Annotated in this window: 3 protein-coding genes; 1 reads left to right on the top strand and 2 read right to left on the bottom strand. The window is 69.8% G+C overall.

Translation table 11 applies throughout. The features are described from left to right. On the bottom strand, window positions 1–275 hold a 275-nt coding region (locus KBX53_RS29695; RefSeq protein WP_210862958.1), incomplete at its 3' end, for an MOSC N-terminal beta barrel domain-containing protein. 4 nt (window positions 276–279) lie between these two features. Further along, window positions 280–1113 carry a class I SAM-dependent methyltransferase gene (locus tag KBX53_RS29690; RefSeq protein WP_030331232.1) on the bottom strand — a complete coding sequence of 278 codons (834 nt, stop codon included), beginning with the start codon at window positions 1111–1113 and terminating at the stop codon, window positions 280–282. A gap of 140 nt (window positions 1114–1253) precedes the next feature. Here KBX53_RS29690 and KBX53_RS29685 point away from each other — a divergent pair, with 140 nt between their 5' ends. Then, a complete protein-coding gene (locus tag KBX53_RS29685; RefSeq protein WP_210862955.1) occupies window positions 1254–2333 on the top strand; it encodes an LCP family protein in 1080 nt (359 codons plus the stop codon). Window positions 2334–2419 lie beyond the last annotated feature (86 nt).

Genomic DNA, 2419 nt, shown 5'->3' with positions numbered 1-2419 from the left:
CGGAAGGTGCGCACCGGTACCGGTTCACCGCCGGCGGGCTCGGGCACGTCGAGGTCGGGCTGCCCGTCGGCGCGCAGCGACAGACCTCCGGGGCGCACCGAGGCGCGCAGGCCCACGAGCCGGGTGGTGTCCCGCTGGGTGACGCCGACGCCGTCGGCGTCCACGACCATCCAGCGCCGGTCGCCGGCCAGCCCCCACCGGTGCACGAACGCACCGTCGTGGTCGAGCCGGTGACAACCCTTGATCGGGTACGTGTGAATGGAGGTCAGCCGCACCCGGCTACCATGCCACGCCGATCCCGTCGCCCGGGTACCAGTGGTTGACCGGGCTCTCCCGGTACGCGAGGAACCGGCGGCCGGTGCGTTCGGCGTGCTCGGCGAGCACGTTGGTGCTGGTGACGTTGTCGGTGAGCAGGATCGCGCCGGGGGCGAGCGTGGGCTCCACGGCGTCGAACTCACGCTTCTCGTGGGCACGGCTGTGGTCGCTGTCGTGCAGGAACAGGTCCACCGGGCGGTCCAGCGCGCCGATCGAGGCGATCGAGTCGCCGATCACCAGGTCGACGACCTCGGACCAGGGCGCGACCCGGGCGAGGTAGCCGGCCTCCGGGTTGATGTCCAGGGAGGTGACCCGCCCGGGGTGCCCCTCCTGCGCGTTGCGCAACAGGGCGGACGCCAGGACGCAGGTGCCCAACCCCTTGTCGACGCCGGTCTCCACGACGTGTGCGGGGTGGGTGGCCCGGACGATCGCGTACCAGCCGACGCGTCGGGCGTAGCGGACCTTCCGGTCGGCGAGGCCACGGCGGGCTGCGGTGGCGGTGGCCTGCTCGATGTGGTGGCGCAGCGCGTCGTCGGACTCGATCTCGGCGACGTAGCCGCGGACCTGCTGCACGGGGATGTCGCAGACGACGCTGACGAACCAGGTCAGGTGGTGGCGGCTCAGCTTGGTCAGCTCGTAGGTGTAGTTGTGATGCTCACGGGAGGTGACCAGCCACCGGGCCGAGGCGCGCAGCACCTTGGCGTCGTGGCGGGCGACCCGGGCGAACCGCTTGGGGAAGGCGGCGACGGGTGCGAGCGGGGTACGGGCGATGGCTCGGCGGAGCTTCGTTGCGTCCACCGAAGGTTCATACCACTTCCCCGGGAGCGTCGGCAGAGGGAAACGGCGGATGGTGCGCCGCCCGATTTGGGACTTACGTCGCACGATGGTGTCCGGACGAGGGTACGCGCTGAGAAACCACGTTCAGTAGCATCGCGCCCATGCCACGTCGTGAACATACAGCGGAGCACTGGACGGAACCGAGTTACGGCGCCGCCGGCGGGCCTCAATCGACCGAGGACATTCCGCCGGCCGCCGCACCGCCGCGCCGCCGCCGCTGGCGCCGGATCGCCCTGTTCAGCCTGCTGATCCTGCTGGTGCTGGGGGGCAGCGGCATGGTGGCCGGCGGTCTCTACCTGCGGTCGGTCGAGTCGGGTATCGAGCGGGTCGACGCCTTCGACGGCGTGCCCGAGGAGTCGCGCCCCCAAGCGGCCGTCGACGGCGCGATGAACATCATGATTCTGGGCAGCGACTCCCGCGACCCGGAGAAGACGAGCGGCTCGCGTACCGACACGATCATCCTGGCCCACCTGCCGAAGGACCGGAAGAGCGCCCAGCTGATCTCGATTCCCCGCGACACCTGGGTTTCGGTGCCGAAGTCGGCGGACGGCAACAACGGTGGCCGGGACGCCAAGGTGAACGCCGCGTACGCCTGGGGTGGGGTGCCCCTCATGGTGCAGACGGTGGAGAAGTTCACCGGGGTCCGGGTGGACCACGTGACGCTGATCGACTTCGCTGGTTTCAAGGAGATCATCGACGCGCTGGGCGGCGTGGACATCGACTCGGAGAAGAGCTTCACCTCGATCCACGAGCCGTTCCGCACCTTCAAGAAGGGTGTGCAGCGGATGGACGGCGAGGCGGCTCTGGACTACTCCCGCCAGCGCAAGCAGTTCGCCGACGGTGACTTCGCCCGGATCCGCCACCAGCAGCAGGTGATCCGCGCCATCATCGACAAGGCCTCCTCCGGCGGCATCCTCACCAACCCCGGCAAGTTGAACAGCTTCCTCAAGGCGACTTCGAACTCCGTCTCGGTGGACAAGGAACTGTCGCTGTTCGACATGGCGACGCAGATGCGTGGCGTTCGCGGCGGGAACATGACCTTCGTGACCAGCCCCACCAAGGGCACCGGCCGGATCGGCTCGGAGAGCGTGGTGTTGGCCGACAACGCCCGAGCCAAGACGTTCTACGACGCGGTCCGCCGGGACTCGGTCGGCGAGATCGTCAGCCTCGGCAAGAAGTAACGCCTGGAGCCGGCGCGGGAACCGCCGGCAGTCGAGACACCAGACGGGCGGCGGCCGCACAGCCGCCCCCCCCCGCCGTCGGGGGG

This window comes from Micromonospora sp. M51 (assembly GCF_018070305.1).
Taxonomy (GTDB): Bacteria; Actinomycetota; Actinomycetes; order Mycobacteriales; family Micromonosporaceae; genus Micromonospora; species Micromonospora parva.
Note: the sequence above shows the minus strand (reverse complement) of the source record. Positions and strands in the feature narration are given on the sequence as shown.

Bases quoted from the DNA above. Each gene is read 5' to 3' on its own strand.
- KBX53_RS29685 (WP_210862955.1), top strand. From the start codon at position 1,254: ATGCCACGTCGTGAACATACAGCGGAGCACTGGACGGAACCGAGTTAC.